This is a genomic window from Streptomyces laurentii (genome assembly GCF_040635425.1).
Taxonomy (GTDB): Bacteria; Actinomycetota; Actinomycetes; order Streptomycetales; family Streptomycetaceae; genus Streptomyces; species Streptomyces laurentii.
The window spans coordinates 1-22,359 of the sequence record NZ_JBEYHT010000006.1 but is presented as its reverse complement, the minus strand read 5'-3'; the positions used below and the strand labels follow the sequence as shown (position 1 = coordinate 22,359).

The 22,359-nt window shown below is 71.9% G+C and carries 28 protein-coding genes and 1 pseudogene; 17 read left to right on the top strand and 12 right to left on the bottom strand.

The genetic code is table 11. The annotated features are described in order from the left end of the window. Positions 1–15: 15 nt before the first annotated feature. Entirely contained in the window at positions 16–1,224 is a 1,209-nt protein-coding gene (locus ABZ693_RS05535) for a PP2C family protein-serine/threonine phosphatase (RefSeq protein ID WP_359873659.1), read from the top strand. Here the strand turns inward: ABZ693_RS05535 and ABZ693_RS05530 are convergent. Then, on the bottom strand, positions 1,157–1,612 hold the full coding sequence (locus ABZ693_RS05530) for a DUF5994 family protein (protein ID WP_359873657.1): 456 nt from the start codon (positions 1,610–1,612) through the stop codon (positions 1,157–1,159). The two genes, ABZ693_RS05535 and ABZ693_RS05530, sit on opposite strands and share 68 nt — an antisense overlap. Before the next feature lie 246 nt (positions 1,613–1,858). Here ABZ693_RS05530 and ABZ693_RS05525 point away from each other — a divergent pair, with 246 nt between their 5' ends. The 4 genes from ABZ693_RS05525 to ABZ693_RS05510 all read left to right on the top strand — a co-directional run bounded on the left by ABZ693_RS05525 (position 1,859) and on the right by ABZ693_RS05510 (position 3,313). Continuing rightward, complete coding sequence (locus tag ABZ693_RS05525) at positions 1,859–2,416, top strand: DUF5994 family protein (RefSeq protein ID WP_359873655.1); 558 nt, start codon at positions 1,859–1,861, stop codon at positions 2,414–2,416. Positions 2,417–2,420: 4 nt separating this feature from the next. After that, entirely contained in the window at positions 2,421–2,630 is a 210-nt protein-coding gene (locus tag ABZ693_RS05520; protein WP_359873653.1) for a hypothetical protein, read from the top strand. Between the two features lie 106 nt (positions 2,631–2,736). Then, on the top strand, positions 2,737–3,003 hold the full coding sequence (locus ABZ693_RS05515; RefSeq protein ID WP_359873651.1) for a hypothetical protein: 267 nt from the start codon (positions 2,737–2,739) through the stop codon (positions 3,001–3,003). A 37-nt stretch (positions 3,004–3,040) separates the two neighbouring features. Beyond that, on the top strand, positions 3,041–3,313 hold the full coding sequence (locus ABZ693_RS05510) for a hypothetical protein (RefSeq protein WP_283852583.1): 273 nt from the start codon (positions 3,041–3,043) through the stop codon (positions 3,311–3,313). Positions 3,314–3,745: 432 nt separating this feature from the next. On the opposite strand, the gene ABZ693_RS05505 is transcribed toward ABZ693_RS05510, so the two are convergent. Then, positions 3,746–4,009: an STAS domain-containing protein gene (locus tag ABZ693_RS05505; protein WP_359873648.1), complete on the bottom strand. Its 264-nt coding sequence runs from the start codon at positions 4,007–4,009 to the stop codon at positions 3,746–3,748. Positions 4,010–4,957: 948 nt separating this feature from the next. Here ABZ693_RS05505 and ABZ693_RS05500 point away from each other — a divergent pair. The 4 genes from ABZ693_RS05500 (at position 4,958) to ABZ693_RS05485 (ending at position 6,381) form a co-directional block, all read left to right on the top strand. Then, entirely contained in the window at positions 4,958–5,161 is a 204-nt protein-coding gene (locus tag ABZ693_RS05500; protein WP_359873646.1) for a cold-shock protein, read from the top strand. Between the two features lie 133 nt (positions 5,162–5,294). Beyond that, on the top strand, positions 5,295–5,600 hold the full coding sequence (locus tag ABZ693_RS05495) for a hypothetical protein (RefSeq protein ID WP_359873988.1): 306 nt from the start codon (positions 5,295–5,297) through the stop codon (positions 5,598–5,600). A 35-nt stretch (positions 5,601–5,635) separates the two neighbouring features. Then, positions 5,636–5,914, top strand: coding sequence for a CBS domain-containing protein (locus tag ABZ693_RS36155; RefSeq protein WP_435842351.1), 279 nt, complete (start codon positions 5,636–5,638; stop codon positions 5,912–5,914). 155 nt (positions 5,915–6,069) lie between these two features. Further along, on the top strand, positions 6,070–6,381 hold the full coding sequence (locus tag ABZ693_RS05485; protein WP_359873644.1) for an SCO5918 family protein: 312 nt from the start codon (positions 6,070–6,072) through the stop codon (positions 6,379–6,381). A gap of 116 nt (positions 6,382–6,497) precedes the next feature. Here the strand turns inward: ABZ693_RS05485 and ABZ693_RS05480 are convergent. Then, positions 6,498–6,638, bottom strand: a pseudogene (locus ABZ693_RS05480) (IS30 family transposase); the annotation flags it as partial. A 31-nt stretch (positions 6,639–6,669) separates the two neighbouring features. Further along, positions 6,670–7,026, bottom strand: coding sequence for a hypothetical protein (locus ABZ693_RS05475; protein ID WP_359873642.1), 357 nt, complete (start codon positions 7,024–7,026; stop codon positions 6,670–6,672). Positions 7,027–7,830: 804 nt separating this feature from the next. On the opposite strand from ABZ693_RS05475, the gene ABZ693_RS05470 reads away from it, so the two are divergent. Both ABZ693_RS05470 and ABZ693_RS05465 read left to right on the top strand, forming a co-directional pair. Further along, positions 7,831–8,169 carry a MerR family transcriptional regulator gene (locus ABZ693_RS05470; protein WP_359873640.1) on the top strand — a complete coding sequence of 113 codons (339 nt, stop codon included), beginning with the start codon at positions 7,831–7,833 and terminating at the stop codon, positions 8,167–8,169. A gap of 1,041 nt (positions 8,170–9,210) precedes the next feature. Then, positions 9,211–9,456 carry a hypothetical protein gene (locus ABZ693_RS05465; protein ID WP_359873638.1) on the top strand — a complete coding sequence of 82 codons (246 nt, stop codon included), beginning with the start codon at positions 9,211–9,213 and terminating at the stop codon, positions 9,454–9,456. Positions 9,457–9,525: 69 nt separating this feature from the next. Here the strand turns inward: ABZ693_RS05465 and ABZ693_RS05460 are convergent, their stop codons facing one another. After that, positions 9,526–9,741 carry a DUF6243 family protein gene (locus ABZ693_RS05460; protein WP_359873636.1) on the bottom strand — a complete coding sequence of 72 codons (216 nt, stop codon included), beginning with the start codon at positions 9,739–9,741 and terminating at the stop codon, positions 9,526–9,528. A 248-nt stretch (positions 9,742–9,989) separates the two neighbouring features. After that, complete coding sequence (locus tag ABZ693_RS05455) at positions 9,990–10,292, bottom strand: DUF418 domain-containing protein (RefSeq protein ID WP_359873634.1); 303 nt, start codon at positions 10,290–10,292, stop codon at positions 9,990–9,992. A 63-nt stretch (positions 10,293–10,355) separates the two neighbouring features. Here ABZ693_RS05455 and ABZ693_RS05450 point away from each other — a divergent pair, with 63 nt between their 5' ends. Then, positions 10,356–10,898 (top strand): hypothetical protein, encoded by a 543-nt coding sequence (locus tag ABZ693_RS05450; protein ID WP_359873632.1) that lies wholly within the window; start codon positions 10,356–10,358, stop codon positions 10,896–10,898. On the opposite strand, the gene ABZ693_RS05445 is transcribed toward ABZ693_RS05450, so the two are convergent. Further along, positions 10,888–13,284, bottom strand: coding sequence for a DUF8508 domain-containing protein (locus tag ABZ693_RS05445; protein ID WP_359873957.1), 2,397 nt, complete (start codon positions 13,282–13,284; stop codon positions 10,888–10,890). The genes ABZ693_RS05450 and ABZ693_RS05445 overlap by 11 nt on opposite strands. Before the next feature lie 278 nt (positions 13,285–13,562). Between ABZ693_RS05445 and ABZ693_RS36150 the strand changes: the two genes are divergently transcribed. The 3 genes from ABZ693_RS36150 (at position 13,563) to ABZ693_RS05430 (ending at position 15,599) form a co-directional block, all read left to right on the top strand. Further along, on the top strand, positions 13,563–13,853 hold the full coding sequence (locus tag ABZ693_RS36150) for a hypothetical protein (protein WP_435842350.1): 291 nt from the start codon (positions 13,563–13,565) through the stop codon (positions 13,851–13,853). Positions 13,854–14,120: 267 nt separating this feature from the next. After that, the gene (locus ABZ693_RS05435; protein ID WP_359873630.1) at positions 14,121–15,131 is read left to right on the top strand and encodes an aldo/keto reductase; all 1,011 of its coding nucleotides are present in this window, start codon (positions 14,121–14,123) and stop codon (positions 15,129–15,131) included. A 48-nt stretch (positions 15,132–15,179) separates the two neighbouring features. Continuing rightward, a complete protein-coding gene (locus tag ABZ693_RS05430) occupies positions 15,180–15,599 on the top strand; it encodes an SRPBCC family protein (protein WP_359873628.1) in 420 nt (139 codons plus the stop codon). 300 nt (positions 15,600–15,899) lie between these two features. Here ABZ693_RS05430 and ABZ693_RS05425 read toward each other — a convergent pair whose 3' ends face one another. Next, complete coding sequence (locus ABZ693_RS05425) at positions 15,900–16,565, bottom strand: hypothetical protein (RefSeq protein ID WP_359873626.1); 666 nt, start codon at positions 16,563–16,565, stop codon at positions 15,900–15,902. A gap of 255 nt (positions 16,566–16,820) precedes the next feature. On the opposite strand from ABZ693_RS05425, the gene ABZ693_RS05420 reads away from it, so the two are divergent. Next, positions 16,821–18,281: a cation:proton antiporter gene (locus ABZ693_RS05420; protein ID WP_359873624.1), complete on the top strand. Its 1,461-nt coding sequence runs from the start codon at positions 16,821–16,823 to the stop codon at positions 18,279–18,281. Positions 18,282–18,320: 39 nt separating this feature from the next. Here the strand turns inward: ABZ693_RS05420 and ABZ693_RS05415 are convergent, their stop codons facing one another. The 4 genes from ABZ693_RS05415 to ABZ693_RS05400 all read right to left on the bottom strand — a co-directional run bounded on the left by ABZ693_RS05415 (position 18,321) and on the right by ABZ693_RS05400 (position 21,519). Beyond that, positions 18,321–18,722, bottom strand: coding sequence for an SHOCT domain-containing protein (locus tag ABZ693_RS05415; protein ID WP_359873622.1), 402 nt, complete (start codon positions 18,720–18,722; stop codon positions 18,321–18,323). A gap of 139 nt (positions 18,723–18,861) precedes the next feature. Further along, the gene (locus tag ABZ693_RS05410) at positions 18,862–19,503 is read right to left on the bottom strand and encodes a hypothetical protein (RefSeq protein WP_359873620.1); all 642 of its coding nucleotides are present in this window, start codon (positions 19,501–19,503) and stop codon (positions 18,862–18,864) included. 261 nt (positions 19,504–19,764) lie between these two features. Then, a complete protein-coding gene (locus ABZ693_RS05405; RefSeq protein ID WP_359873618.1) occupies positions 19,765–20,325 on the bottom strand; it encodes a GNAT family N-acetyltransferase in 561 nt (186 codons plus the stop codon). 42 nt (positions 20,326–20,367) lie between these two features. Further along, positions 20,368–21,519 carry a cobalt-precorrin-5B (C(1))-methyltransferase gene (locus tag ABZ693_RS05400; RefSeq protein ID WP_359873616.1) on the bottom strand — a complete coding sequence of 384 codons (1,152 nt, stop codon included), beginning with the start codon at positions 21,517–21,519 and terminating at the stop codon, positions 20,368–20,370. Between ABZ693_RS05400 and ABZ693_RS05395 the strand changes: the two genes are divergently transcribed. After that, a partial coding sequence (locus ABZ693_RS05395; protein WP_435842349.1) for a cobalt-precorrin-6A reductase occupies positions 21,514–22,359 on the top strand: 846 nt, incomplete at its 3' end. The two genes, ABZ693_RS05400 and ABZ693_RS05395, sit on opposite strands and share 6 nt — an antisense overlap.

The following is a 22,359-nucleotide window of genomic DNA, read 5'->3' as shown; positions in this document are numbered from 1 at the left end:
GCCTGGAGGCCCCGGATGACCGTCGGACGCCACGAAGACGACGGGGATCCCGACCGCGCGGAGAGCTTCGGGGAGATGCTGCTGGGCGGGCTCCTGGACCAAGTCCACAGGCTGCCGCCCGACCGGGTCGGGCCGGCCCTCGCCGACACGGTCGCCCGGATGGGGGGCCGCGAGGTGCGGATCCTGCTCCAGGACTACGGGCAGCGGAATCTGGTCCCCCTCGCCGGGGACGGACTGGAGGACGGCGATCCCGTGCCCATCGACGGTACGGAGGCCGGCCGCTGCTTCCTCACCTCGCGCGCGGTCGAGGTGCCGGTGGCCGACGGCGTACGGGTCCATGCCCCGCTGCTGGACGGTGGCGACCAGGCAGGCGTCCTGGCCGTCACCCTGGACGCGGTCGCCGACGACGCCCGCCGCCTCCTGCGCAGGCTCGCGGCCCTGGCCGCCGCCACGCTGCAGACCAAGAACGGCTACACCGACCTCTTCTTCCAGGCCCGGCGCGGCGAACCGATGAGCGTCGCCGCCGAGATCCAGTGGTCCCTCCTGCCACCGCTCGCCATGAGGATGTCCCGCGTCGCAGTCGCCGGAGTCCTGGAACCCGCCTACGACGTGGCCGGCGACAGCTTCGACTACGCCCTGAACGGGGACGTCCTCCACCTCGCCATGATCGACGCCATGGGCCACGGCCTGGACGCGGCGACCATGGCGACCGTCGCCATCGGCGCGTACCGGCACGCCCGCCGCATCAGCGTCGAGCTGTCCGAGATCTATCTCTTCATGGACCGGGCCGTCGCCGAGCAGTTCGCCCCCGACCACTTCGTCACCGCGCAGATGCTCCGGCTCGACACCGGAACCGGCCGCCTCCAGTGGGTCAATGCCGGACACCCCGCCCCCCTGCTGATCCGCGACCACCGCGTCGTACGCCGCCTGAACAGCCCCACCACCCTCCCCGTCGGCTTCGGCGGAGACCAGCCACGGGTCAGCGAAGTGGCGCTCGAACCCGGGGACCGGATCCTCTGCTTCACCGACGGGCTGATCGAGGAACACGAGAGCGGCGAGGAGGAGTTCGGCGAGGACCAACTGATCGGCTGGGTGAATCAGCTGGACAGGGCGGACCGGGAGGTACACGCGGTGGCGCGGGACCTGTCCCACACCCTCAAACGGGCACGCGGCGAAGCCACTTCGGACGACTCCACGCTCCTCCTGGTCGAGTGGCGCGGGTGACGGAGGGACGTGCCGCAAGGTGAGGTTGCCGACGTCGACCGCACGAGCCACGGCGTCGGGTGGCGTGCCCGGGGGCACCGCCAAGAGGGCGAAGTGGTCTTCGTGGCCAAGGGTGATGAGGGCCCTGCCGGGCGCGCGTGTCCAGGCCGATGTCCGTGAGGGGGCTGAGGTGCGAGGGTGAGCACCTCTGCCAGGCGGGCAGTTCGGTCGCGACATCCCGGGAACGGGGCCACCACGCACCGTCGGGAACGCCTCCGAGGCACCGCGCGGTCTGCCGCCGGAGCAGGTCCGTGCCGGGGCTTGACCACTCGGTGGAACTCGTCCGGCAGGAGCTGCCGGATTCACCCCTGGTGGTCCGCCTGTCCGCGCGGGGCTGCCGGCACCTCATGGCCGGCGAGACACCGCCGAGGCGTCACGGTACGCGCGTGCCCGCGGTCACGCCCGCGACCGCCGACCTGGGCGGATGCTCCCGGCCCGGGAAAGCGGCTGGACGGAGACCGCTCGTCCGCCCCCGGCGCGGAGTAGGCTGAAGGTACCGGGAGTAACTCGAACACCCGCTCCCACGCGGACGTCGTTTCCGGCGATCAAGACACTGGGTCGCCCTGCAGGGCGACCCGGAGACGGGTCCGCGATCATGACCACCACCCTCGCACCCTCGCATTCGGCGCGCCTTTCGCTGACGCCGAAGACCACACTCGCCGGTCTCCTGGACGGCGCCTGGTGGCCTCGCTCGCGTGACCTCGCCGCTGAGCTTCCACCCCTGGTCGACGCGCTGGAAGAGCACCACTTCGGACGCATCACACGCGCCACGGTGAACCCCACCCGCTGGCCCGTCGTCCCGCACAAGGTTCCTGCCACCGGGCATACCGTGCACGTCGGCTGGTTCACCGAACAGGATCCCGACAAGATGATCCTTCTCTCCTACACAGTCGGCCGGGTCGACCTGCTGGTGATACCGCCCGAGACCGAACCCGCCGCAGCCACCCGGCTCATGGCGGCCGCCGCGGTCCCCGGCAGTGTCCTCACAGCTGGTGTCCTGATGTCCGACGAAGCCGCGACCGGCCGCCGTATGCGCGACGCCCGCAGCAGCGAGGACGCCTGGGAGACGGACGGAGGGGCCGCCCTGCCGCCCCTCCGGCACCCGGTCGTCGGCGCGCGGATGATTCCGCTGCCGAAGAACACGCGGTGGTGACGACATGGAGACCCTGATCGCGCTCGCGGCCGTCGCTGTGCTGATCACGTTCGGCACGCGCCTTGTCCACCGGCTCAACGCCCAGCACGAGGCACGCATCGCCGCCCGCCACTACAGCGACCCCTTCCCGGCCATCGTCCGACCGCCCGGTCACAGCCCCCACACGCCGACAGAGCAAGCTGCCCGCCGCAGGGCCATGGGCACCTGGCCCTGACCGCTCCAGAGACCACTCCTCCGACCGAAGGCCGCGGGTGGGGCACCCCACACCCGGGACAACCCACCCGCCGGTCTCTCGCTCACCCGCGAAGGGACCACACCCCTTGTACCGCACCGACACCGCGGCCCTGCCCTCGGCCGGACAGGCCGAGATCCGCATCGTCGCCGCCACCCCCGAAGCCGCCCGCACGGTCGCCGAGGTGATCCGCCGCTCGTTCGCCGGGACGGAACAGCGCAGCTACCCCGCTCCCGAAGGCGGCACCCGGCTCCACCTCACCGTCGACACCGAAACCGCCGCAGAGCCCGCCCGCTCCTGGCTCACCACCAGCAGATCGTCCCCTCTCACCGGCACCCACGTCGACGAAATCTGAACGGAACCGGGCCTTCACACGACGAAAGGACTCGGTCATGGCCACACTCCACGAGCGACAGCTCTACCGCGAGCGGGTCCTGACCGCCCTCTACGAAGCCACCGAAGGAAACCGGCTCCTCGGCATCACGGGACGGAAGCTGCGCAACGACCTGCGTATCCCGGAGGAAGACCTGGCCGCCGCCTGCGCCTACCTCGCCGGCGAGGGCCTGATCACCGTCGACTGGGAACCGGGCAACACGCCCGCGATGGTCTCCCTCACCCACCAGGGAATCCGCCGTATGGAGGCCGAGGAACAAGAGCGCGGCTGAGCCGGGCTACCCCGGCGGCCCGCTCTCGCCTCCCGGCCCGCCCGGCCGAGAAGTCCTACAATTGAACACGGATCGAGCACGCTCACGTGTGACGATCCGGAAGGGCGGCCCCGACGGAGTGAATGCGCCGGGGCCGTTGTGACGACCACCGCCAAGCCCGCGCACCCGACGTGGCACCGGCCGGTACGCCGACGCCAGTCGGCGCCGGCCCGGAGATCCGCCGTCGGGGCCCGCGCGCTGCCGCGGCCCCCACCCCTTCCGTCGGCTGTTGCATGGCACGGAGGAGCGGCGGCGCCAGGCGGCAGTGGATCAGAGTCCTGCGAGGTGCGGGTCGCGGAGGTGGGGCGGGACGGCGGTGCCCCGGTTCGCGAGGCTCCCCATGCGCAAGGAGAACCGCTGCGGGCATCGGGACGCGGGTCAGGAGTACGAACGTCATGACCGGCCCGCCGCCGTCGGGGAGCCGGCATGGGCCCGCCGCCGCCGTGCTGGCGCAGCGGCGGCCAGAAGGTGCCGAACGGCCCGGGAGCGGTTCGCGAGTCTGAGGCGGCGCCCCTGCCGGGGCCACCAGTCGAGGACGGCCAGGAAGCCGGAGTCGCGGAAGGCGACCCGGGAGGTGTCCAGGATGAGGCCGGTGCAGCCGTCGTCGGCTGCCGAGGCCAGCAACGCCCGCAGCGGGGCGGCGCTTGAAGTACTCACGTCCCCATCAACGCCTCCCGCCCGGGGCCGGGGAACGAGCCACGCGCCCCTCTCACCCCATGTGACCAGCACCGATCCCCGGCAAGGGGGAAAGATTCCACCCGAACGAGGCAGACGGACACCTACGACGCGACCGCTGTCCTCCGGGACCGCCGGGACCGCGCACCGAGTGGGACCGGCTGTGAGGGAGAGCGTCTCCCCGGGCGTCCTGCCGACTGGAGACTTCGATGCCCGTGGACTTCGACAGGAGATCTGTCACGTGCCCCATCCGTGCCCTTCAAGGCGGTGAACAGCGGTGAACAGCGGTCACCAGGGGTGCGGGCGGAACCCCTCGGAACGTCCTGCGAAGAGGCTTGTCCGCAGGTCAGAGGCCCTATTGGCGCCCAGGACGTCGTGATTCCCAAGCTTATAGCGCGGGTTCGATTCCCGTCATCCGCTCGTGAACGAAGGCCCAGGTCAGCGACCTGGGCCTTCGTCGTTGCCCAGACCTCTCAGAGCCCGCGTGCCTCCGCGCCGCCCCGCTCGACCGCCTGAGTGCGCGCCGTCAAGGCCGCACAGCACCTCTCGCCCCTGGTTCCGCCGGGGATGGCCTCCGGGGGCCGATGGGCGAGGCGGTCACGAGGAGGCCGAGCCGGGGTGAGCCGGACGGCCGAACGTCGCATTCGGAAGAGCGAATACCTGAACTCGCCGACCGAGATTCTCGCCAGCATTACCGAGAGAGTTTCTCCCGGCACCACGCGGGTATGAATTCGGATCACGCACGGAAGGCATCGACATGCTACTGTCGAATCAGTTGCAGTTTTGGTACCCGAAACCTAGGGCGCCCCGTCGGTCGCATGCCGAAGGGAAGCGTTTTGCATTCCGGTCATTTTCCGGGCAGGGAATCATCGCGGCGACACGGTATCCACAAAGTGTGGATGCCGCTGCACTGCCCAAAGGAGAAATGACATGGCTACTGGCACTGTGAAGTGGTTCAACGCGGAAAAGGGATTCGGCTTCATCGAGCAGGATGGTGGCGGCCCTGACGTGTTCGCCCACTACTCGAACATCGCCTCCCAGGGCTTCCGCGAGCTCCAGGAGGGGCAGAAGGTCTCCTTCGACATCGCGCAGGGCCAGAAGGGCCCGACGGCCGAGAACATCGTTCCCGCCTGACGCTGACGCGTAATACGTAGCTGGGGCCCGCATCCTTCGGGGTGCGGGCCCCAGCTGCATGCATTTCGCGCGACCTCCACGTGCACCACACCACGTGCACCTCGGCCGTCATCCCCGCCCACCGCTGATCGGCTTGCTGCCCACGAACCCGCATCGCCTGATTTCCGCATGCGCATTCGTCCACTCCGGCAATTTCGGCGCATTCTTCTCTGCCGAAATTCTCGCTACGCGCCGCATCAGGAAGGTTCCGGATGAACCCCCGAATGCACGGCAGCTCGTCGTCGTCAACGTGGTCTCGCCGGCCGGCCACAAGGATCACCTCCACCGCGGCGGCCGTACCGCGCGAGCCGGAGCTTCACGGTCGACGCGCTTCCGCCCCGCCGTCGAGGCGCTCCGGCAAGCGGCGTTCCGCCGGCACGGCGGCCTGAGCGCCGCGTGACCCGGAAGCCGACTCATCTCCTCAGGAGGCACGTTGTGACACTGGTCCAGATGCAGCCCCGCCCGACGGGCACCGACACCGCGGACACGCCCGGACCGCAGGTGTGCGACGACATGACCGTGGAGGTGGCCCTGGCCGTCATGGCCGGAGCCCGCACCGAACTCCTCCTCGTCTGCGACAACGACGATCAGCGCACCGGCCTCGTCACCCGAACCCAACTCGCCACCGTCCGCGACAGCCCCGCGTACACGGACCGGCTCCAGTTGCGCGACCTCTCCGACGACCGCGGCCGTTCACCTCGGCGGCCCCTGTGACGGCCGGTCGACCCCTGCGTGTCCGCGGGCTCCCCGCCCCACCCGTCCCAGGTGAACAGAACGACATCTCGGGCACCCCCGCACCGACCCCCGTCCCCGTACAAACCGCCCACGACGACGGAACCATCCCCTTTCCCCTCCCCCTGTGAGGCATCATGCGCTGTGTCATCGCACGCTTTCCCTTCGAGCTCACCAAGAGCGGCGTCCTGGACTCCATGCACGGCATCCAGCCCGAGGAGATCGCCGGGGAGTCCGTGACGATCGGGCACCATACCTATCCCGTCAAGCAGGTCGGCCAGGTCCTCACCCGTCAGGACCGCCGCGACTTCACCGCCCGTGAAGTCGTCCTCGCCATGACCAAACTCGGCTTCACCTGTCGCGGCCTCCCTCAGAGCACCGCGCCTGCCTATGCCCCCGCCCCCACCCCCGTCCGGTACGCCTCGCCGCCCGGTGCCCCGGCGGCCTGACCGGACCCACGGGGCGGCCATGACCTGACTCCCGGGCAGCCGTGAAGGCTCGACCGGTATGGCGGTCTCCAGGAATCGTCGCAGCACAGGATCGTCGCCACACGAGATCGCGCTGCTCAGTCCGTGAGCAGTTGACGCAAGCGCTCGGCCGGGGTTTCCCAGCCGAGCGTTTCGCGTGTGCGGCCGTTGAGCCCGGCTGCGACTGCACCGAGGTGTTCCCGGTCGTGGACGGACATATCGGCGCCTTCGGGGAAGTACGGCCCGTACGGAGCTGTGCCTCGCGCGAGGTCAGTGATCGAAGTACGTGACGTCGCCCATGGTCCAGGCGCTGATGTCCGCGATCGAGACCCGGTACATTCCGCCCGTCTCGGGGATCCCCACCATGCCCTGCAGAATCCGGGCCATGTGAAAGTGCAGGTGCGTGGGCGGCTCGTGCCCGCCCCCGGCGGCGAAGGCGGCGGAGAACTCGGCCAGGCGTTCGGAGTCCGCCAGAACCTCCGAGACCCGCTGCCGCCACACCGCTTCGGGCGCCAGCCGACCCGTGATGACAGCACCCCCGGTGACGACGGTCAGGGACATCTGGTTGCTCTGCCCGGATTCGATCAGCCTGGCGACTTCAACAAGCAGCTCGTCAGTCTTCGACATGAGAGCGATCCTACGAGCGGCCTCCCCCCGCCCGCCGGTCGTCCTCCCGGCAGGGCGCACGCATCGCAGCGGCGGCACGCCTTCGCGATCACTGGACGCTCCCGCCCGCCGCCCCCTACCTCCTGGCCGGACACGCGAATATCTAACACGGCCAAGGTAGACATTGGCGAAGTGATGGCCTATGTTTCTTCTCGTAACCCACGGAGACAATGGGGTCGGCAGAGATGAACTGCCGGCAAGCGGTACAGGTAGTCGCAGTGATCAGGACAGTGCGGCCGTGGAGTTTCGAAGCCAGGGCTTTTCGTGGGATGGCGACGGAACTGGCGGCCGGACTGGGCGGCCCGGAGTGAGCAGGGGCCTCCATGTGCGGGATCGCGGTCATGGTGGAAGCGGTACCCGTGAGAGCAGCAGGGCGGTACCCCTGGTGAAGGCGTCGGGCTGCGGACGCGCGCACCAGGGCGCGGCAACGGTGACGCTCCCTCAGGTCGCTGTGTCGTACGTGTCACCAGCAGTACGCGGTATCCGCACGGCAAGAAGTCGATCACCGAGGGAAGTGGAGGAACGCGGCGCCATCAGGATCGCCCGGACGGAGGTCTCGAGTCCGGGTACCGCAGGACATCGATAGTGAGGTGGTCTTCGGTCAAGCAACTGCGATCCCCGCACCCCGGCAGCGACCAGGCCGGGTGAGCGGACACAGAAGGCCGGCGCTTCATCAGGGCCGGCAGGTGGTGTAGTAGTTCCTTCAGGGCCCTGGTGCCAGTACTGGCACCAGGGCCCCTCTATGCGTTTCACGGAGAGGTGCAAATGACAGCAGACGACTCGTACGACCGTCTCGACGACGACGATTACCCCGCCTACACCATGGGCAGAGCTGCCGAGATGATCGGTGCCACCCAGGGCTTTCTCCGTGCGATCGGCGAAGCTCGCCTGATCACGCCGCTGCGCTCCGAGGGTGGCCACCGTCGCTACTCCCGCTATCAGCTCCGCATCGCCGCCCGCGCCCGCGAACTCGTCGACCAGGGAACCCCGATCGAGGCCGCCTGCCGCATCATCATCCTCGAGGACCAGCTCGAGGAGGCCCAGCGCATCAACGCCGAGTACCGGCGTGCCGCCGAATCGGGCACGCCCCCGGAGAAGGCCTGAGACAAGGACGACCGATGCCGGCAGTAGTCGGGGCCTGACCAGGTCGACGCCACCCGCCCGAAGCGCCGGGCGGTCGGCGGGCCGTCGCTGTGACGGTCGGCCCCAGCCCGCCACAGCGGTCAGCCGCGGGGGACAGGTTCCCGCACAGCGGTGAAGCCCGCACGGCAGCGGTGTCGGCCGTGAGCCACCGAGGGCGGCCTTCCCTGGAATCCGCCGGCCGAAAGGCCGCGCCGCGGGGTGCGGGCAGCGGGGGTGACCAGCGGACGGCAGAGGTAAGAGAGCAAGAAAGTCCGCACCTCAAGACCATTCCCGGCCCAACCCACGGCCGGCCGCCATACGGCCGGAGCGGGCAGCGGCGAGTCCCGGGCTGGGGCGGGGCGGTACTCGCGCCGCGGTCACCGTCGGCTACCACATCAACTGCTGCGTTACCTGCTCACCAACCACGACGGCGACCCGCCGACCTTCCTGATGATCGACCCACCGACCAAGAACGTCGGCCGCAACGACGTGGGACACCCGCTTCGCGCAGCGCATTTACGACGGCTTCGCGACTCCGTCACGGCTCGGGCCGGCGCCGGCATCACCGCCGTACCCGTTCCGGGGTCGTGGTCGCGGACAACGGCCTTCCAGCCTCCGTACGGGGCCATGTCCTGGTACATGACTTCGGCCACGGCCCGGTCAGCGACCGGGGCCTTCGTCGTTGTCCGGACCTGTCGGGGGCTGTCGCGAATGGCTGAACCCGACCGGCGACGGGCCGGCGCCCTTCCCCGCCGACGGAGCGGTGCGCTATGCCTGCGGGTTCGATTCCCGTCATCCGCTCTTGAACGAAGGCCCAGGTCGGCGACCTGGGCCTTTTGTGTTACCCAGATCTCTCGCGGCCGTCGCACCCCTGACCGCGCTCCACTCACCGGGGCCGCCACCTCGCCCGTTGCTATTGGAGCAGCCAGCCATTGCGGTGCGCTCACCGTCGTCCTGGTCGAGGCCGTCGCCCTCGGCGCGGGCAACAACTGCATACGCACCGGCCTGCACCGCCCGGAGCTGATGCCGACCTGGTCGGCTCTGGTCGTCGGCGCGCATTTCTTCCCGATGGCCCGGAGCCTGCGCGTCCCGATGCTGCGGTGGGTCGGCGCCGCGATGCTGGCCACCATCGGCCTCGCGGCGCTGGCCACGCTGCTGCCGGACGCGACCGAGAACGTCTGGCAGTCCGTGCCGGGCATCGGCTGCGCGGCCGTGCTGTGGGCCGGGGCGGCGTACACCGGCCTGCGGGCGGGCCGCCGGCGGGCGTAGCGCCACCGCGCGCGGCGCGGCGGGAGTGGATCTGATCCGCCGCCGCGCGGCCCGGCCGGCGCGCCGTCGTCAGCTCTGCGCGGTGCCGTCGTCCGCCTGCCCGGCGTCCTCGGCCCCATGCGTCTTCTCACGCATCTTGCGCACCAGCTCCGCCTTGCGGTCGGCGGCATTCTGACGGTCGAAGTTGCGATGCGGACCGTTGTTCTGCCGCTCGGCGCGGGACAGTCTCTTGCGCTGGCCACCGCCCTGGCCCACGGGGTTGTTGATGTTCTTGCTGTCGGTCACGGGTTCTCCTGGTGCTGAGGTGAGTGATCCACGGATTCGCGGATTCACGGCGGGGGGGGCGGGCGCGGCGACGAAGGACGCCGGCGGGCCCGTACCGCCCTCGCCGGTGAATGCGGCGCCTCCGAGCGGCGGTGATTCCCCAGCTTAGGGCGCGGGTTCGATTCCCGTCTCCGCTCCACGGCAAAGCCCCAGGTCACCGACCCGGGGGCTGTGCCTTGTAGGGACCTCTTGGCGGCCCGCGTCTCCTGTCAGCGCGGCCACCGGGCCAGGGTGACCGCGCGGAGCACCCACTCGACCGGCCCGTAGCGGTGCCGCTCCAGCCACCAGCGGCTGAAGACCGCCTGGGCGGCGAACAGCGCCAGGGCGGCGAGGACGCCGTACCCGGGCACGAGGCGGCCCACCAGCGCGGCGTCGTCCAAGAAGCCCTCGGCGAAGAGGGCTCGCGGCGCGCCCACCGCGGTCAGGGGCAGACGCGGCGACGAGCGCTCCACGTCGTACGTGACCGGGCCGTGGGTGGCACCCGACGCGAAGGCACTTCCGCCGCGTGTCACAGGCCGGTGGCAGGCTGATGCCCCCACCGCCCGGAACGACTGGAACGACTGGAAGCAGACACCGTGACATCCGACGCGTTCCGCATCAGCGCCGTCCTCGCGACCGCCACGGTGACGGTGCTCAAACCCGCCGCGGTCACGCCGAAGGCCGTACGGCATTCCGAATTGGTCGGCCGTTGGGACGGCGAGAGGGAATGCGGTGCGCCGCTGCCGGTCTTCCGGCTGCGCGACGACTACACCTTCTCCGCCGAGGATTACCCGGTCGAGTGGGACGGCCCCGTGCCGGACGCACAGCTGACCCGGCGGTCGGCCGGCGGGACATGGCACGCGGTCGACAAAGACGCCGGCCTGCCGCCCTACTTGGTGCTCCGTTTCGACGACGAACCGGGAATCGAGTCCCTCCCCTTCACCGTGGATCACGGAAGGCTGCGGGCGGACGGGAGCGTCACGGCCGGGGGCGGAGACCCCTATGTCCACGCCTGCCACTACACACGCACGTCCACCGACCCCGAATCCGACGGGTCGCGGAGGGAAGAAGACGGACTCCCCCGCCCGGCCGGGGGCCAGGCGGGGGAGTCCGTGGGAGTGGGCCGGGTCAGGGCTTGACGCGGACGACCTGGGGGTCGTGGTCGGAGGCCTGGGTGGCGAACTCGCTGTTGATGTGGACCACGTCGTAGCGGGTCTGCTGCGGCTTGAAGGCCGGGCTGACCAGGATGTGGTCGAGCACCTGCGAGTTGCCCTGGTAGACGTACGAGTAGCGCTCGGACGCGGGCAGCTCGTTCACCAGGTCGCGCAGGACGCCGCCCTTGGTGAGGGTCTTCAGCGCCGGCGAGAACTGGTAGTCGTTGAAGTCGCCGAGGGAGACCACGCGGGCGCCCGGGTCGGCGGCCAGGAGCTTGGCGACGAACGCCTGCTCGACCTCGGCCTGCTTGCCGCGCTGCACCTCGGAGCTGCGGGTCGGGGCCTGGAAGCGGCTGTCGAGGCCCTGGTCGCCGCCCTTGCTGTTGAAGTGGTTGGCGATCACGTACACCGGCTTGTTGTGGAAGCGGAACTGGCCGATGAGCGGCTTACGGCTGTTGTTCCAGGCCTCGTTGGCCGGGTCGATGCGGCCCGGGGAGGCCGTCAGCGAGGTGCGCTTGCCGGTGCCGGTCACGTCCACGGCCGTGGTGGCGTCGCCACCCGGTATGTCGGTGAAGGAGACGCGGTCGGGGTTGAACAGGAACACCTGGCGGATGTTGCCGCCGGGCTCGCCGCCGTCCTTGCCGTTCTCCGGGTCGACGGAGCGCCAGTCGTAGGCGGGGCCGCCGGCGGCCTTGATCGCCTCGGTGAACTTGGCGACGGTGGCACCGGACGTGACCGTGCCGTCGTTGACCGGGCCGTTGTCGTCCTGGACCTCTTCGAGGGCGAGGATGTCGGGCGAACGCAGGTTGGTGACCACGCCCTTGGCCAGCTCGGCGAACTTCTCGTCCGAGTCGCCCGGGTCGAGGTTCTCGACGTTGTACGTGCCGATCGTCAGCTCGCTCGGCAGGGCGGAGGCGGTGACCTCGCGCTCCAGGCCGCCCGACTGGACGGTGCCGACGCGGGTGGCCGCCACCGCGTAGCCGCCGTAGTTCGTGTAGTCCAGCGGACCGCCGGTGGCACCGGTGAGCGTGTCCCCGACATCGGCGACCGGGAAGTCGGCCGCCGCGCCCAGCGACTGGACCAGGAGGCGGCCCGCGTTCTGCTGGTCGTAGCCGAGGTAGACGGAGCCGCCGCGCGCCGAACGCGGGTCCTGCGCGCGGGCGTTCACCCACAGCTCGTGGTACGAGTTGCTGGCCTGCGCCACCGAGACGTCGCGGACCTCGACGTTCATGCCCTCCAGCGACTCGTACAGGTCGAGCGCGTAGGCGTCCGTCCGCAGCGGCAGCGACTCGATCGAGGCGCCGGCCGCGTCGGGCGCGTAGGCCGCCGGGATGTTCGAGCCGTCGAGGACGACCGGGGCGGGCACCGGGTTGTCCGAGGAGACCACGGTGACCTTGGTGTTGGACAGCTCGGTGAGGGACTGCGAGCCGCCCGAGTTGTTCGGGTAGTACTCGGTCACCTTGGCCGTGACCAGGACGGAGTCGCCGACCTTGACGGCCGGGCCGGTGCCGCCCGTGTAGACGAACACGCCCTCGCTGGTGGCCGGGTCCGCGTCCGGGTTCGGGTCCTGGATCCAGAAGCCCTTGGTGCCGTACGTACGGACGCCGGTGACGATGCCGGGGACGCCCGTGACCGTCTTGCCGGCCATCGGCGAGAGGCGGGTGGCGCCCTGGATGTCGTGGACGCGCACCGTGCCGGGCTCGGTCGGGCCGGTGTCGCCGCCGCCGGAACCGTCGCCGGGGGCGGACTCGCCCTTGCTGTTGACCGGGGTGGGCGCGCCGGCCTGGAAGTCGGCGGCGTTGTCGTCGGTGTCGGCGAGCGAGGCGGCGCGGGCCACCGCGGCGGTGTTCGACGCGCCGGGGGCGGCGCCGGAGCCCTCGTGGACCAGGGCGGTGCCGAAGCCGACGAGGTCGACGACGCGCGGGTCGGCGGCGCAGTCCTCGCTGGTCTTGCAGGTCAGCGCTTCGGTGCCGTCGACGAGCGCGATGGTGCCCGTGGTGGCGGAGAGGGCCAGGGTGCCGGTGGCGTCGGGGTTCGGCAGGGCCACGGTGCCGCCGGTGCCGGGCGCGCCGGCGACCAGGTAGCGGCCGCCGGCGGCGACCGAGCCGCTCAGCGTCGTGACGCCCCACTTGCTGGAGGCGCTGGGGCTGCCGGGCAGGTACTGCACGCTGTAGCCGGACAGGCCGAAGGCGGCGCCGGTCGGGTTGGCGAGTTCGATGAAGTCGTTCTTCAGCGTCGCGCCGGAGTTGCCGCCACCGCCGTAGACCTCGGCGATGACCGCGCCCGCGGACGGGGTGGCGACGGCGCCGGGCAGCGGGACGAGCACCAGCGACGCGGTGACCGCGGCCGGCAGGGTCGCGCGCATCAGCATGCGGCGGGAGCGGCGGGTGGAGAAGGGACTGGGCACCGTTGCGGCACTCCTTCATGGCAGAACACAGCCCGGTCGCCGCGCCGGCGCCAGGGTCGGTGAGGGATCGTCAAAGTGGCGGCGGGGGACGCCGATGGGCGTCTCGCACGGATCCGGAGCTGAAGATACGCGCGTAGAACATGGCGTAACAAGGCTTCGGACGTGAACTTCTCGTCACCTTGCCTCGCCGCCCGATCCGTGTTCCCGCAGGTCGGGCCGGTCCGCGCAGGTGAGTTGGACTTTTGTCGCGCGGGTACGGGACGCCGGCCGGACCGGCGTCCGGCCAGTGCGCGGGCGACGTGGCGGAAGACGCGGCGGGCGCCACGTCGGGCGCCCCCGTGCCCGCGCCCGCGGGAGCGGGTGCCGACGGCCGTCCGGCCGGCCGCGGGAGGCCGGAGGCCGTCGACTTCGAGGACCCGCACTTCGAGCGGCGGGCGTACGACCCGTGGACGGCGTACGGGCAGTCCAAGACCGCCGGCGCGCCGCTCACCGTCGGCGCCCGGCGCTGGGCGGCCGACGGCGCCACGGCCTGACCGCCCCGCCCGGGTACGCACAGCCCAGGTACGTACAGACCGGCACGGATACCTACGTACAGGCACGAAAGAAGAATGAAGGGCGAACGCTGGATATAACCTCTTGCATTAGTCCGCGCCTGCAAGTACTGTCTTCTCCTGTAAGGCGCGCTCGCGTGGCACACACGTCGGCGCGACCGGTGGACCACCCTTCCCCACCGCGCCCCGGCTCCCCGAAGCCGCCGCGCACCGGGTGCCCGCCTCGGCCCCCCACGAAAAGGCAGTTCCATGGCTCTCCAGCACATCCTTCCCGGCCGCCTCGGCTTCGGCACCGCCCCGCTCGGCAACATGTTCCGCGCGATCCCCGACGAGGAGGCCCGCGCCACCGTCGAGGCCGCCTGGGACCAGGGCGTCCGCTACTTCGACACCGCCCCGCTCTACGGCTCCGGGCTCGCCGAGGAGCGACTCGGCGAGGTCCTGTCCACCAAGCCCCGCGACGAGTTCGTCCTGTCCACCAAGGTCGGCCGGGTCATCCTCGACGAGCGCGAGGAGACCGCCCGCGACCTCGGCGAGAAGGGCGGCCTGTTCGAGCACGGCAACCCGAACAAGATCCTCCACGAGTGGACCGCCGAGGCCACCGAGCGCTCCATCGAGGGCAGCCTCAAGCGGCTGGGCACCGACCGGCTCGACATCGTGTGGGTCCACGACATCGCCCAGGACTTCCACGGCGACCAGTGGCTCGCGAAGTTCGAGGAGGCCCGCACCGGCGCCTTCCGCGTCCTGTCCCGGCTGCGCGACGAGGGCGTCATCAAGGCCTGGGGCCTCGGCGTCAACAAGACCGAACCGATCGAGCTGACCCTCGCCCTGGACGAGCCCCGGCCCGACGGCTTCCTCCTCGCCGGCCGCTACACCCTCCTCGACCACGAGCACGCCCTCACCCGCCTGCTGCCCATGGCGCGGGAGCAGGGCGTCGAGATGGTCGTCGGCGGCCCGTACAGCTCCGGCGTCCTGGCCGGCGGCACCCACTTCGAGTACCAGCGGGCGCCCGCCGAGATCATCGAGCGCGTCGGCCGGATCAAGGCCCTGGCCGACAAGCACGGCGTGAGTATCAAGGCCGCCGCCCTGCGGTTCTCCCTGGCGCACCCGGCCTCGGCCGCCGTCGTCGCCGGCGCGACCCGGCCCAGCCGGATCGCCGAGGACCTCGCGGCCCTGAACGAGACCGTCCCGGCCGCGTTCTGGACCGAGCTGCGCGCCGCGGGTCTGATCAGCCCGGCCGCCCCGCTCCCGCAGAACGCCTGACCTTCCCCCGCACCTTCTGCTCTCCCCCACGGCAACAGGAGCACCACCATGGCTTCCACCACCGTCTCCCGCGTCGTCCCCGCCTCCCCCCAGGAGGCCTGGAACCTCATCGGCGGGTTCGACGCCCTCCCGGACTGGCTCCCCTACATCCCCGAAAGCACCGCTCTCGAAGGGGGCCGGATCCGCCGCCTGGCCAACCCCGACGGCGAGGTCATCATCGAGCGCCTCGTGGACTTCAACGAGACCGAGCGCCACTACAGCTACGCCATCCTCCAGGCCCCGTTCCCGGTCGACGGCTACGTCTCCACCCTCCGCGTCCACGCGATCCCCGGCCGGGACGACATCGCCGAGGTGCAGTGGTCCGGCCGCTTCAACCCCGTCGGCGTCAGCAGCGCCGAAGCCGAGTACCTGTTCGCGGGCATCTACCGCGACGGTCTCGACGCCCTCCACAAGAGGCTGTCGGTCTGAGCATCCACGGATCTCGGACCACCGGCATCGAGCCCCGGCCCCCGGACGACGGCCCCGCCGTCACGCGGGTCCGGGGCTCGGCCCGTCCCCGGGGGCTCGAGGTCGTCCGGAGGACGGGGGGCGCGGGCCCCGGCGGCGGTCCTGGCGACCGTTCGGCGACCGTTCGGCGGCCGTCGGCGGCCAGCAGGGCGATGACCGCGAGGACCGCGAGCAGGATCAGGACCAGCGGCAGCACGGTGAGGACCGTGGGGTGGTTCCAGAACGCGAAGACCAGCGCGACGACCAGCAGGACGCCCAGGGTCAGCCACTTGGGTGGGCCTGCGTCCAGGTGCCCTCGACATCGAGGGCGTGGGCGGCGCTCCGCATCTTCTGCAACTGGTCGGAGTGGAAGAGGACCATCTGTTTGTGGACCTCGGGGATCTTCGCCGCCGGTTCCAGTCCGGCGTCCACCAGCTCCTTCTTGACCTGGTCCACGGCGGCGCCGAGGTCGAGGGTGACCGTGCCGTCCGAAACGCCGAGCGCGCCGCGGCCCTGGCCGGTCAGGGCGTGCACGACGGCCGTGTGGGCGGCGCGGTTCGCGGTGACCCACACCTTCTCGAACCGGTCGCTCCGCACGAACCGGGTCGCCACCTTGTCGGCGGCCGTGTTCACGGCGGCGTCCAGCTGCGGGGCGAGGCCCCTGACCGCCTTCGCCGCGCGCGGCGGCAGGCCCTGGGACTGCAGCCAGGCCGCGATCTCGGCGGTGACCTCCTTGCCGTCGACGCGGACGTCCACGGCGTGCACGATCCGGTTGTGGGCCGCCGCCTCGATCGCCGGGTCGGAGGCGAGCGGCTTCATCGTGGCGACGTAGCGGTTGGTGTCGAGGACGATGTCGTGCACCCACACCGTGAGGATGCTGACGGGCACCAGGACGCAGGCGAGGACGATCAGCACCGCCGACGACACGCTCCTCAGCGTTCGTGTCATCCGCCCCTCCGCTCTCGCTCGCCGGGTCCGCTGTGTCCATTTGCGTCGACCCGCGCGCGTGCGGCACCCCGGCCTGGGCCATCCGGAGCGGCCGGCGGCCACCCGGCCGGTACGCGCGCGTGGCGGGCCCGGGCGGCGCGTGTTCCTCTGGGGTCACACGCCGGATCCACGGACGGACCTCCGGCACGACCGCCGGACACGGCCGCCGGACACGGCCGGCGGACACGACCGGCGGGGCGGCCCGAGGACGGCGCGATGAGCGGTGGCGGCAGCTGGGCGGTCGCGGCCGTGGCCGCCGTGACGGCGGGGTACGCACTGGTCTCCCGCCGGCTCGCGACCACCGTCGTGTCGGCGCCGATGGTGTTCACCGCGTTCGGCGTGGCCGTCGGACCGGCCGGGCTCGGCCTGCTCAGCCTGGACCACGACGCGGGCCCCGTCCTCACCCTGGTGGAGGGCACCCTGACGCTGGTGCTGCTCACCGACGCGATGTCCGTACGCCGCCGGGATCTGCGGGTCGGCGGCTTCCTGCCGCGCCGCCTGCTCGGGATCGCCCTCCCGCTGACCATCGGGGCCGGCTGGCTGCTCGCCTGGCCGCTGCTGCCGGGTCTGACCTTGTGGGAACTCGCCCTGATCGGGGCGATCCTGGCCCCGACGGACGCGGCCCTCGGCGAGTCGGCGGTCGCCGGCCCCGGCGTCCCGCCGCTGGTCCGCAAAGGGCTCAAGGTCGAGAGCGGCCTGAACGACGGCATGGTGCTGCCGTTCTTCGTGCTCTTCCTCGCCGCGATCCCCGGGACCGCGGCCTCGGCGGAGGGCATCGCCGGCACGTTCTGGCGCGCGCTCGTCCTCAGCACACTCCTGGGGCTGGCCATCGGCGGGATCGGCGGGTGGCTGCTCAGCGCGTCGCGCGCCCGGGGCTGGGTCACCGACGAGTGGCGGCAGGTGTTCGTCCTGGCCGTCGCCGCGGGCTCGTACGCCCTGGCGGTCGTCATCGACGGCAGCGGGTTCATCGCGGCCTGGGTGGCCGGCTTCGCCCTCGGGGCCGCACTCCGGCAGGGAGCGCGACGGGCGGCGGTGTCGGCGGCGGAGGCGGTGCGGGCGGGGGCCGCGGGGACCGCGGGGACATCGAAGGAGGACGCGGGGGCTTCCGCGGAGCAGACGGGGGCGGGGGCAGGGGCAGGGGCTTCGGCGGAGGGCGGTCCGGCGGAGGGGACGGTGGCCAGTGACGACACGGCCCGGCCGGCCGCGCGGCTCGGCGACTTCCTCGCCGCGCTGAGCTTCCTGGTCTTCGGGGCCGTGCTGCTCGGCCCACAGCTCCAGCACCTCGACTGGCGGATCGTGGTCTACGCCGTCCTGAGCCTCACCGTGGTCCGGATGGTGCCGGTGGCCCTCTCCCTGGCCGGGACCGGCCTGTCCCTCGCCACGGTCGCGTACGCCGGGTGGTTCGGACCACGCGGCCTCGCCTCGGTCGTCTTCGGGCTCCTCGTGGTGGAGGAACACGTTCCGGGCACCACCCTCATCGGCCGGGTCGTCGCCCTGACCATCGCCCTGAGCATCCTGCTGCACGGCCTGACGGCGCACTTCCTCGCCGACCGGTACGGGGACTGGCACCACCGGGCGGCCTTCCGGCGGCCCGGACTGCGCGAGGGCCCGCCCGCGCCGGCACGGGGCCCGGCACCGGGGCCGGGACCCGCACCGGGGCGGGCGGACACCGCGTAAGGCGCCGAAGCTCCTCTGCGGGAGCCCCGCACCCGTCCGTCAGCCGGCGAGGACTTTCTCCTTGGCCCGCTGGTACTCCTCGTCCGTGATGTCGCCGTGCGCCTTGAGCTCGGCCAGCTTCGACAGCTGGTCGGCGTGCCCGGCGCCGGACGTCCCGGACGTGGTCGCGGCGGCCCGGATGTACTCCTGGAACTGCTGCTCGTTGCTGCGGGCCCGCTCCATCTCGCGCTTGCCCATGCCCTTGCCGCGGGCGATGAGATAGATGAAGCAGCCGAGGAACGGCAGGAAGACGACGAACACGCACCATCCGGCCTTGGCCCAGCCGCTCAGGCCGTCGTCCCGGAAGATGTCGCCGATGATGCGGAAGAGCAGCATGAACCACAGGACCCAGAGGAAGACCCACATGATGGTCCAGAAGGCGTTCAACAGCGGATAGTCCACGACTCCACTCCTCTCGCGACGCCGGCGCACCGGCGGCCCGATTCCCCCTCCCCCAGACTGCGTCCGGGTGCCCCCCGCCGCATCCCCAGCGGGATGCGCCTCCTGAGACGCGGGCGCAGTACGGGGCGGAGTGCGCCGCTCAGCCCTGGACCGCGGCGCGGAACTCCTCGACCGTCATGATCTTCGATTCGGGCGGCATGGTGATCGAGAAGGACTCGCCGTAGGAGTCGTACGTCGTGACGCTCGTACGGCCGGAGCGCGTCGATTCGAGGCGGAGGGGGCCCAGCCGGACCGCCCCCTTCGGCGGGGAGGAGAGGTCCGGCAGGTAGTAGACGTCCCGGGTGCCGGCGCCGGACGCCTCGTACGCCAGGGCCTTCCCGCCGTCGATACCGCGGTCCTTGTCCGGGGCGGGCTTGGCGGTGGCGGGGATCGAGAAGTACACCTCGCAGCCCGTGTCCAGGACGGTGGACACGTAGGTGTCCTCAAGCCGGCCGGGGACCGTGACGGACTGCCCGCGTGACGTCAGCGAGGCGGCGAACAGCGGAGCGCTGGTGTAGGAGGTGCCGCCGTCGCAGTACATGTCCTCGGACACGGAGCCGGTGACGCGGAGACGCAGCCCGCCGGCCGGTTCCCACCACATCTCCTGCTTCGCTCCGGGGAAGGCGGTGCTCGTGCCGGAGGAGTGGAAGGACTCGCTCACCAGGGCGCTGTTGGCCAGCCCGACCTGGGCGTCGGGACTCGGTTCCGCGGGCGCGGGCTCGCCCGCCCGGTTCCCGGACACCCCGGCGTCCGTCCGCGCGGCGCCCGGACCGGGGTCCACTTCCCGACCGGGCCCGGAGCACCCCGCCAGGACCAGCGCCGCGAACAGCGTCACCACCGCGGCGGAGCGGGGAAGAACGTGCGTCGTGCCATGCGTGGAGGAGCTCTCCCAGGAATGAGGAAAAGGAATCGGGGGCGGCTTCTTCCGTCGTGACCGCCGTGCGTCAGGCGGGCATATGACAGGACGTCACATCCCCGCTCGGGCCTATGCCTCGCCGCCTCGTCAGACGGCCGCCGCCGGCGGCGGCCACTCCGGCGCGATCACCGACATCAGCGTCGCGTCCACCCGCTCCCCCTCCCACAGCAGCGCCCCGCGCAGCACGCCCTCCGCCCGGAAGCCGGCCTTCTCGTAGGCGCGGCGGGCGCGCGGGTTGAACGCGTACACCTCCAGCCACACCCGGTACAGGCCCAGTTCCTCGAAGGCGTGGCCGACGATCAGCCGCGTCGCCTCCGTACCGAAGCCGCGGCCGAGGGCGTCCGGGACCAGGCAGATCCGGAAGGCGCAGCTCTCGTTGGGCTTGTCCCACTCGTTGAGGACGGCCTCGCCGACGACCCGGCCGGTCGCCCGGTCGACCACCGCGAGGTCGAGCCGGTCGGCGCGGGCGCCGCGCGTCGCGTACCACTGCCGCAGCGCCGCCTCCGTGAAGTCCGCGTGCGAGCCGGTCAGCCGGGAGATCTCGGGGTCCTCGAACAGCGGCAACAGCGCGGGGACGTCCTCCTCGGTGACGGGGCGGAGGGTGACGCGTTCGCCGGTCAGGGTGGGCTTGAACGAGAAGTCGGTCATCTGGGCATTCTGCAAGGCGAACCGGAGGACGGCATGCCCTTTTTACGGGCCCTTCGGCCCCCTCACCGCCGCGCGCCCGACGACCACGCCCGCCCGGTCGATACAGACCACGTCCACCGCGACCTGCGATCCGCGCAGCACCGCCAGGGCCTCGTCGCGGGCACCGGCGGCGACGAGGTCGCCGAGCGGGACACCGGCGGCCTCGCACAGCCGGAGCGCGCCGAGTCCGGTGTTGGCCGCGGCGACCTCGGCGGCGAGGGCCTCGTCCGCCCCGCCCGTACGGGCCAGGCCGGCCAGGAAGGACTTGTCGACCTGGGAACGGGCGGAGTGCAGGTCGAGATGCCCGGCCGCGAGCTTGGAGAGCTTCGCGAAGCCGCCGCAGATCGTCAGCCGGTCCACGGGGTGGCGGCGCAGGTACTTGAGGACGGCGCCGGCGAAGTCGCCCATGTCGAGGAGGGCGATCTCCGGCAGCTCGTACAGCTCGTCGACGGTCCGCTCGGAGGTGGAACCCGTACAGCCCGCGACATGCGTGAGACCGCCGGCCCGGGCCACGTCGATGCCGCGCCGGATCGACTCGATCCACGCCGAGCAGGAGTAGGGGACGACGACGCCGGTGGTGCCGAGGATGGACAGGCCGCCGAGGATGCCGATGCGCGGGTTCCAGGTGGACCGGGCGATCTCGGCGCCGTCGTCGACGGAGATCGTGATCTCGACGTCGGCGGTCCGGCCGTGCCGGGCGGCGACCTCGGTCACGTGGTCGCGCATGAGCTGCCGGGGGACGGGGTTGATCGCCGGTTCGCCGACCTCCAGCGGCAGCCCGGGCAGCGTGACGGTCCCGACGCCCTCCCCGGCTCGGAAGACGACCCCGGAGCCGGGCGGCAGCTCCCGTACGGTCGCGCGGACCGTCGCCCCGTGCGTGACGTCCGGATCGTCGCCCGCGTCCTTCACCACCCCGGCGGTCGCGAACCCGGGCCCCGTCGCCTCGACGGCCAGCGCGAAGGCGGGCGTCTGCCCCTTGGGCAGGGTGATCGTCACCGGGTCCGGGAACTCGCCGGTGAGCAGGGCGGTGTACGCGGCGGTCGTGGCCGCCGTCGCGCAGGCGCCGGTCGTCCAGCCGGGCCGCAGGCCCGTGTGCTTGAGTTGGGCGGCACGCCCGCCGCCGCTCACGAAGGGACCCCCGGGACTCTCATGCACATCCTCCTTCTCGGCGGGACGACCGAGGCCCGTGTCCTCGCCGGACTGCTCCACGAAGCCGGCGGGACCCACGGAATCGACGGGACGGGCGAGACCGGCGCGATCCGCGTGACCAGTTCGCTCGCCGGGCGGGTCGCCGCCCCGCGGCTACCGGCCGGCGAGGTGCGGATCGGCGGCTTCGGCGGTCCCGCCGGGCTCGCCGCGTGGATACGGGAGCACGCCGTGGACGCGGTCATCGACGCCACCCATCCCTTCGCCGAGCGGATCAGCTTCAACGCGGCCGAGGCGGCCGCCACCGCCCATGTTCCCCTGCTCGCGCTGCGCCGCCCCGGCTGGGTCCCCGGGGACGGGGACGACTGGCACGAGGCGGACTCCCTCGCCGGGGCGGCGCGGGCCCTCGACGGCCTCGGCGACCGGGTCTTCCTCACCACCGGCCGGATGGGCCTGGCGGCCTTCGCCGACTGCCCGCAGTGGTTCCTGGTCCGCTCGGTGGACGCCCCCGAGGCCCCGATGCCGGCGCGTACCGAAGTCCTCCTGGACCGGGGCCCGTTCACCCTGGACGGCGAACGCGCACTGCTCGCCCGCCACCGCGTCGACGTCCTGGTGACGAAGGACAGCGGCGCCGCCGCCACCGCGCCCAAGCTGACCGCCGCCCGCGAGGCCGGCATCCCGGTCGTCCTGGTCCGCCGCCCGCCGGTCCCCGCGGACACGCCGACGGCCGCCTCCCCGGGGGAGGCGGCCGCGTGGGTGTTCAGGAGGCTCGGGGAGCTCACTCGACCGGCGGGGTCCCGGATGGCCGTACTCCGCCGGGACCCGCGCCCGGGTCTTGTCGATTCTTCT

What these genes read in the sequence shown, in the direction of transcription:
- ABZ693_RS05420 (WP_359873624.1), top strand. Translation starts at nt 16,821, where the DNA reads ATGAGCGGTGGCGGCAGCTGGGCGGTCGCGGCCGTGGCCGCCGTGACG.
- ABZ693_RS05535 (WP_359873659.1), top strand. Translation starts at nt 16, where the DNA reads ATGACCGTCGGACGCCACGAAGACGACGGGGATCCCGACCGCGCGGAG.
- ABZ693_RS05530 (WP_359873657.1), bottom strand. Translation starts at nt 1,612, where the DNA reads ATGAGGTGCCGGCAGCCCCGCGCGGACAGGCGGACCACCAGGGGTGAA.
- ABZ693_RS05475 (WP_359873642.1), bottom strand. Translation starts at nt 7,026, where the DNA reads ATGTCGAAGACTGACGAGCTGCTTGTTGAAGTCGCCAGGCTGATCGAA.
- ABZ693_RS05525 (WP_359873655.1), top strand. Translation starts at nt 1,859, where the DNA reads ATGACCACCACCCTCGCACCCTCGCATTCGGCGCGCCTTTCGCTGACG.
- ABZ693_RS05470 (WP_359873640.1), top strand. Translation starts at nt 7,831, where the DNA reads ATGACAGCAGACGACTCGTACGACCGTCTCGACGACGACGATTACCCC.
- ABZ693_RS05435 (WP_359873630.1), top strand. Translation starts at nt 14,121, where the DNA reads ATGGCTCTCCAGCACATCCTTCCCGGCCGCCTCGGCTTCGGCACCGCC.
- ABZ693_RS05445 (WP_359873957.1), bottom strand. Translation starts at nt 13,284, where the DNA reads ATGCTGATGCGCGCGACCCTGCCGGCCGCGGTCACCGCGTCGCTGGTG.
- ABZ693_RS05425 (WP_359873626.1), bottom strand. Translation starts at nt 16,565, where the DNA reads ATGACACGAACGCTGAGGAGCGTGTCGTCGGCGGTGCTGATCGTCCTC.
- ABZ693_RS05405 (WP_359873618.1), bottom strand. Translation starts at nt 20,325, where the DNA reads ATGACCGACTTCTCGTTCAAGCCCACCCTGACCGGCGAACGCGTCACC.
- ABZ693_RS05430 (WP_359873628.1), top strand. Translation starts at nt 15,180, where the DNA reads ATGGCTTCCACCACCGTCTCCCGCGTCGTCCCCGCCTCCCCCCAGGAG.
- ABZ693_RS05485 (WP_359873644.1), top strand. Translation starts at nt 6,070, where the DNA reads ATGCGCTGTGTCATCGCACGCTTTCCCTTCGAGCTCACCAAGAGCGGC.
- ABZ693_RS05500 (WP_359873646.1), top strand. Translation starts at nt 4,958, where the DNA reads ATGGCTACTGGCACTGTGAAGTGGTTCAACGCGGAAAAGGGATTCGGC.
- ABZ693_RS05520 (WP_359873653.1), top strand. Translation starts at nt 2,421, where the DNA reads ATGGAGACCCTGATCGCGCTCGCGGCCGTCGCTGTGCTGATCACGTTC.
- ABZ693_RS05510 (WP_283852583.1), top strand. Translation starts at nt 3,041, where the DNA reads ATGGCCACACTCCACGAGCGACAGCTCTACCGCGAGCGGGTCCTGACC.
- ABZ693_RS05465 (WP_359873638.1), top strand. Translation starts at nt 9,211, where the DNA reads ATGCCGACCTGGTCGGCTCTGGTCGTCGGCGCGCATTTCTTCCCGATG.